Genomic DNA, 6,004 nt, shown 5'->3' on the forward strand with positions numbered 1-6,004 from the left:
CATTTTTTTTAAAATAAATATAAATTAATTTCAATAGCAATTTTACTATTTTTTTTCATACAAAAGCATTTCTATTCTTATTTAACTTTAAATATTAATTTTTACATAACTATTATGTGATTATTATGGCGTATGAAATTAAAAACAAAAAAAATATATCAACAATTGGTGTTCATGCAGGTCAGGAAGAAGTTGACGAGACCGGTTCAAGAGTAACACCTATCTATCAGACAACATCTTATGTATTCGAATCATCCGAACAGGCTGCAAACAGATTTGCACTTAAGGAAGGGGGAAACATTTACACAAGATTAACAAACCCTACTACAGAAGCTTTTGAAAAAAGAATGGCAGCTATTGAGGGAGGAACTGCTGCTTATGCAACAGCTTCAGGAATGTCAGCAATATTTTATGCAATAATCAACCTGACTCAAGTGGGAGATAATATTGTTTCTGCTGATAACCTTTATGGTGGAACATACGAATTATTTGAAAATACTTTAGAGGAATTAGGTCGTACAGTAACATTTGTTGACTCACAATCACCTGAACTGTTTGAAGAAGCTATAAATGATAAAACTAAAGCGATTTATGTCGAATCAATTGGAAATCCGAAACTGGATATTCCTGACTTTGACAGACTTGCTGAAATTGCACATTCACACAATATTCCTTTGATAGCAGATAATACTGTAGGTATTGGTTCTGTAAGACCGTTTGACCATGGTGCAGATATTATTGCTTCATCTGCAACCAAATACATTGGAGGTCATGGAACTACTCTTGGCGGAATTGTCATTGAAAAAGGTGACTTTGACTGGATGAACGGCAAGTTCCCTACATTATCAGAACCTGATGCAACATATAATGGACTGATATTTGCTGAAACTTTTAAAGGCGCTGCATTTACAACAAGAATTAGGGCTGTTGTCGGAAGGGACACAGGTGCTGTTCCATCTCCTTTCAATTCATTTTTACTTATGCAGGGTCTTGAAACATTAGGCTTAAGGATAGAAAGGCACGCTTCAAATGCAATGGCTGTTGCAAAACATCTTGAAGCTCATCCTAAAGTGGCTTGGGTAACCTATTCCGGTCTTGAATCTTCCCCTAACCATGAAGTTGCTAAAAAATATGCGGAAAAAGGTTACGGTGGAATTGTTTCATTCGGTCTTAAGGCAGGTTATGACGGTGCTTTAAAATTCATTGAAAATGTTGAGCTGATTTCATTTTTAGCCAACATCGGTGATGCAAAATCATTAGTTACCCATCCTGCATCCACAACCCATTCTCAATTGTCCGAAGAACAGCAATTGTCTACTGGCGTAACTCCGGATTTAATCAGGTTCTCTGTCGGTATTGAGGATATTGAGGATATTTTGGCTGACGTTGATCAGGCATTGGATAAAATTTAATCATTTTATCCCATTTTTTTTTAAAAAACAGGTTTTCAAACATAATTATTCAGGTGGAATTCATATTAGTGAATGGTCAAACAATAATTTAAATGTATTTTTGGCTAAAAATAATGATGACATGCATCTCCACAGTGATACTTTTGAAAATATCTGTGATGAGGATATGCTGAAAGATATTATTAATGGTGACGATGCAATTAACGTCCGCATATCTGCAATTCATCAAATTAAAGATATGGATTTCCTTTTGGATGAATGTTTATATAATCCCGATTCCCGTATTCGTATGGCTATTTTAAGCAGAATATTGGATGAATCATTATTGGATGACATGGAAATGTCTTTGCTTTTAGAAAAAATCATATTAAATGACCCTGATATATATGTTTTAAAAACCGCATTTCAAAAAGCAGATTTGATTTCACAAGAAGCAATTATTGAAGTTGCATACAACCGCAGTGATGATGAAATTATAAAAGAAGCTGTTAAAAACATAACCGATGAGAAAATTTTAGCTGATTTTGCCCTTAATAATTCAAGTGAGTTTATTAGACTTGAAGCCATTTCAAATCAGAACTTAAATGACATTGACACTATTTTTAAAATTATTGTCAATGATAAAAATGAATTTAACCGGCTGATGGCGATTTATAAGATTGAAAACTGCGGCCGCTTAGTTAAAATTATCTATAAAAAATCCATATGCCCATATCTTGGTGAGATATCAGAAAATATTAACTTTAAAACTAACGACTACTTTTTAAATGATTTTTTTAATTCAAATGATGATTATAAACGCTTAGTTGATGTGCTGTTTATTGAAGATGAAGAATTCCTGGAAAAACTAATTTCAAATGAATCCGATGATAATATAATGGCATTTGCAGTTAAAAATAAAAACTTCAACAATCAGGCGATTTTGGAAAATTTAATTAAAACACACTCCGGTGAGCAAATTCTTCTTGAAGCCATATCCAAAATTGAAAACCAGAATGTTTTAATGGAATATATAAGTAAAAATCCGAACTATTGTGAGGGTACTGTTAATGCAATCTCAAAAATAAATGATTTGGAATTTTTGGAGGAATTATCCACTTGCGATGACTATAGATTACGTTTTGAAGCAGTAAAAAGAATTGCAAATTTAAAAAATTCCGAAAATTTGTTACACAAAATTGCATTAACGGAAAATGATGAGGAAATTTGCATTGAAGCGATTGGTGCAATAGATAATCGCAATATTTTGATTGAAATAGCAGATTTCAGATTTGAAAAAAATATTAGGTTTGCTGCACTTAAAAAAATTAAAGCTGACCGGCTGCTCTATAATTTCATACATTCCATAAGAAAATCCCTATCTGATTTGCCTTATGAGAATGCATTAAAGCAAATTGCATTGGCTGATGGGGATATTAAAATAAGATGTATTGCTACATCCAGGCTTAACGATGTTGCAGTTTTAAAAAAAATTGCTTCAAGTAACGATTTGACAAATAAAATAGCTCAAAAAAGGTTAAACACTCTTTTTGATGATATAAAATCTCTCGATAGTCTTACTGTTTTGGACAAGTTGATTATGTGCGGTGATGAGGATATTTCAAGAGTTGCCCAAGATACGCTGGATGATCTGGCAAGTTGGCAAGACCGCATATCTCAAGTAAATGACATTTCAGATATTGACACTTTAAAAGAAATCTCAAATAATGACTTTAACTATTTCGTCAGAAATGAGGCATGCGGAAGGATTGAAAAACTGCTTTTCAATATAAGATTGGATGAAATTGACAACAAAGAAAATCAGGAAAAGTTTAAAGCTATTGTCTGTGATGAAAGCTTTCCTTTAGAGATTAGAAAAAAAGCTCTCCTGAATATTGCCGATGAAGAATTTGTCAATGATTTTGATTTCAAATTATAATAATTTTTACTATCTTTTTTTAAAATTCATTTAGGCAAATATAAATAATAATAAAACTAAATTTTTAATCAATAACTTTAATGTTATGATTTAAATTTTTAAATGAGGTTAAACTATGGTAAGTGTAAACGTAGAAGCTAAAAAAACCGTAGATGTAATGATTGAAAAAGCAGATGAATTAAACATTGCTGTTGAAACTTTAGGTAATGGTGCTACTGTTATTGACTGTGGTGTTAATGTAGACGGAAGTTTTAAAGCAGGAGAACTTTATACTAAAGTTTGTCTTGGTGGACTTGCAGATGTTGGAATTTCAATTCCTGGAGATTTATCTGAAAAATTCGCACTTCCTTCAGTAAAAATTAAAACTGACTCACCTTCTATTTCAACATTAGGTTCTCAAAAAGCAGGTTGGTCTGTTTCTGTAGGTGACTTCTTTGCATTAGGTTCTGGTCCTGCTAGAGCTATTGCATTAAAACCAGCAGAAACATATGAAGAAATCGGATATGATGACAAAGGTGCTGATTTAGCAATCTTAACTTTAGAAGCTGATGTATTGCCTGGTGAAGATGTAGCAGAATACATTGCTGAAGAATGTGATGTTGATGTTAAAGATGTCTACTTGCTTGTAGCTCCTACTTCTTCTTTAGTTGGATCTATCCAAATTTCCGGAAGAGTTGTTGAAAACGGAACCTATAAAATGTTAGAATTTATTAAATTCGATGTAACCAAAGTTAAACATGCTGCAGGTATTGCACCAATCGCACCTGTTGACCCGGACGGACTTAAAGCTATGGGTAAAACCAATGATGCAGTTTTATTCGGTGGAAGAACTTACTACTATGTTGAATCTGAAGAAGGCGATGACATTGCTAATGTAGCTGCTCAATTACCATCTTCCGCTGCTGATGGGTATGGTAAACCATTCTTCGATGTATTCAAAGAAGCAGGATTTGACTTCTACCAAATTGATAAAGGAATGTTCGCTCCTGCAGAAGTAGTAATCAATGATTTAACTACTGGTAAAATTTACAAAGAAGGATTTGTTAACGCAGATTTACTTAAAAAATCCTTCGGTGTTGATGAATAGAGTTAATTCTATTCTTTCTTTCTTTTTTTTAAAATTTTCACTTTATATTAAATATTATTAAACTAAAATTATCATTAACCCTAAATGTGATGTTTTTTTTTTGTTAGAATTGAGCAATAGGTAAAATGTGGCTTTAGGTGAATTTTAGTATTTCATGTATGTTATCTACTTAATTTTAAAAATTTTTCAATAAATTTTTAAATGATAATTGATATATATTTTATCATTCTATATAGAATAACTATTTAAATTATTAATTATGGAGATGTATAAAATGGCAGATTTAAAAGGTACAAAAACCGAAGCAAACTTACAAGCAGCTTTTGCTGGTGAGTCCCAGGCACATACTAAATACCAATACTTTGCTGCAAAAGCAAAAGAAGAAGGATATGTTCAAATCCACGATATTTTCATGGAAACTTCCAAAAACGAAAGAGAACATGCAAAAATCTGGTATAAACTTTTACATGATGAAGAAATTCCAGACACTATTGAAAACTTAAATGCAGCAGCAGATGGTGAAAACGAAGAATGGACTGCTATGTACAAAGAATTCGCAGAAACTGCTAAAGAAGAAGGTTTCCCAATGATTGCATTCTTATTTGAAAAAGTAGGTGCAATCGAAAAAGAACACGAAGAAAGATACAGAACCTTACTTGCTAACGTTGAAAACGATACTGTATTCAACAAAGAAGAAGAAATTGAATGGAAATGTGAAAACTGTGGATTTGTTTTCTCAGGACCTAACGCTCCTGAAAAATGTCCTGTATGTGGACTTCCTAAAGCACATTTCGAAGAAAGAGCTACTAACTTTAAATAAGCTCTCTTTTTTTTATTTTTTTTTAGTTACTAACTACTCACCAAATATTTAAATAGTCTTTTAAAATATATTTTAATTTAGAGGTTGATATTATGGCAGATTTAAAAGGATCAAAAACTGAAGAAAATTTAAAAGCAGCACTTGCTGGTGAATCTCAAGCACGTGTAAAATATGAATTTTACGCTTCTCAAGCTAAAAAAGACGGTTATGTGGAAATAAAAGAAATTTTCCAGGAATCATCAGACAATGAAAAAGAACATGCAAAAATTTGGTTTAAATTATTGAATGGTGGAAAAGTACCTGACACTTTAAGCAATCTTGCAGATGCAGCAGCAGGTGAACACGAAGAATGGACTTCCATGTATAAAGGATTTGCAGAAACTGCACGTGAAGAAGGCTTTGATGATATAGCAGACTTATTCGATGCTGCAGGTGCTACCGAAAAAGCACACGAAGACAGATACAATGCATTATCTGATAAAATTAAAGCTGATAAAGTATTCAAAAAAGACGAAGAAATCGCATGGAAATGTAACAATTGTGGATACATCCATTATGGTAAAGAAGCTCCTGAAGTTTGCCCATTATGCGATCACCCACAAGCACACTTTAGAAAACAGGATACTAGTTACATCTAGATTCTTTTTTTCTTATTTTTCTTTTTTTTTTCAATGCTGTCAAGCTAAGATTTTTTGATTTTTTAAAAGCTGTCTTGGATATTTGATTTGCATTTTTTATGATAATATTTCTTTTTATCTCTTTCTTCA

The 6,004-nt window shown here is 32.3% G+C and carries 5 protein-coding genes; all 5 read left to right on the forward strand.

Features of this window, described 5'->3' with window-relative positions; all coding sequences use genetic code 11:
• Positions 1-125 precede the first annotated feature (125 nt).
• The 5 genes from QZU75_RS07455 (at position 126) to rbr (QZU75_RS07475) (ending at position 5,875) form a co-directional block, all read left to right on the forward strand.
• Entirely contained in the window at positions 126-1,412 is a 1,287-nt protein-coding gene (locus tag QZU75_RS07455; protein ID WP_296882691.1) for an O-acetylhomoserine aminocarboxypropyltransferase/cysteine synthase family protein, read from the forward strand.
• A 100-nt stretch (positions 1,413-1,512) separates the two neighbouring features.
• Entirely contained in the window at positions 1,513-3,330 is a 1,818-nt protein-coding gene (locus QZU75_RS07460; protein WP_296882692.1) for a hypothetical protein, read from the forward strand.
• Positions 3,331-3,445: 115 nt separating this feature from the next.
• Entirely contained in the window at positions 3,446-4,417 is a 972-nt protein-coding gene (gene mch / locus QZU75_RS07465) for a methenyltetrahydromethanopterin cyclohydrolase (protein WP_296882694.1), read from the forward strand.
• A gap of 274 nt (positions 4,418-4,691) precedes the next feature.
• Positions 4,692-5,237, forward strand: a complete 546-nt coding sequence (gene rbr / locus QZU75_RS07470) for a rubrerythrin (protein ID WP_296882696.1) — start codon at positions 4,692-4,694, stop codon at positions 5,235-5,237.
• 92 nt (positions 5,238-5,329) lie between these two features.
• Entirely contained in the window at positions 5,330-5,875 is a 546-nt protein-coding gene (rbr, locus tag QZU75_RS07475; protein ID WP_296882698.1) for a rubrerythrin, read from the forward strand.
• The last annotated feature ends 129 nt before the right edge of the window (positions 5,876-6,004 follow it).

The organism is uncultured Methanobrevibacter sp. (assembly GCF_902764455.1).
Lineage (GTDB): Archaea > Methanobacteriota > Methanobacteria > Methanobacteriales > Methanobacteriaceae > Methanocatella.

What these genes read in the sequence shown, in the direction of transcription:
- QZU75_RS07455 (WP_296882691.1), top strand. Translation starts at nt 126, where the DNA reads ATGGCGTATGAAATTAAAAACAAAAAAAATATATCAACAATTGGTGTT.
- mch (WP_296882694.1), top strand. Translation starts at nt 3,446, where the DNA reads ATGGTAAGTGTAAACGTAGAAGCTAAAAAAACCGTAGATGTAATGATT.
- rbr (WP_296882696.1), top strand. Translation starts at nt 4,692, where the DNA reads ATGGCAGATTTAAAAGGTACAAAAACCGAAGCAAACTTACAAGCAGCT.
- rbr (WP_296882698.1), top strand. Translation starts at nt 5,330, where the DNA reads ATGGCAGATTTAAAAGGATCAAAAACTGAAGAAAATTTAAAAGCAGCA.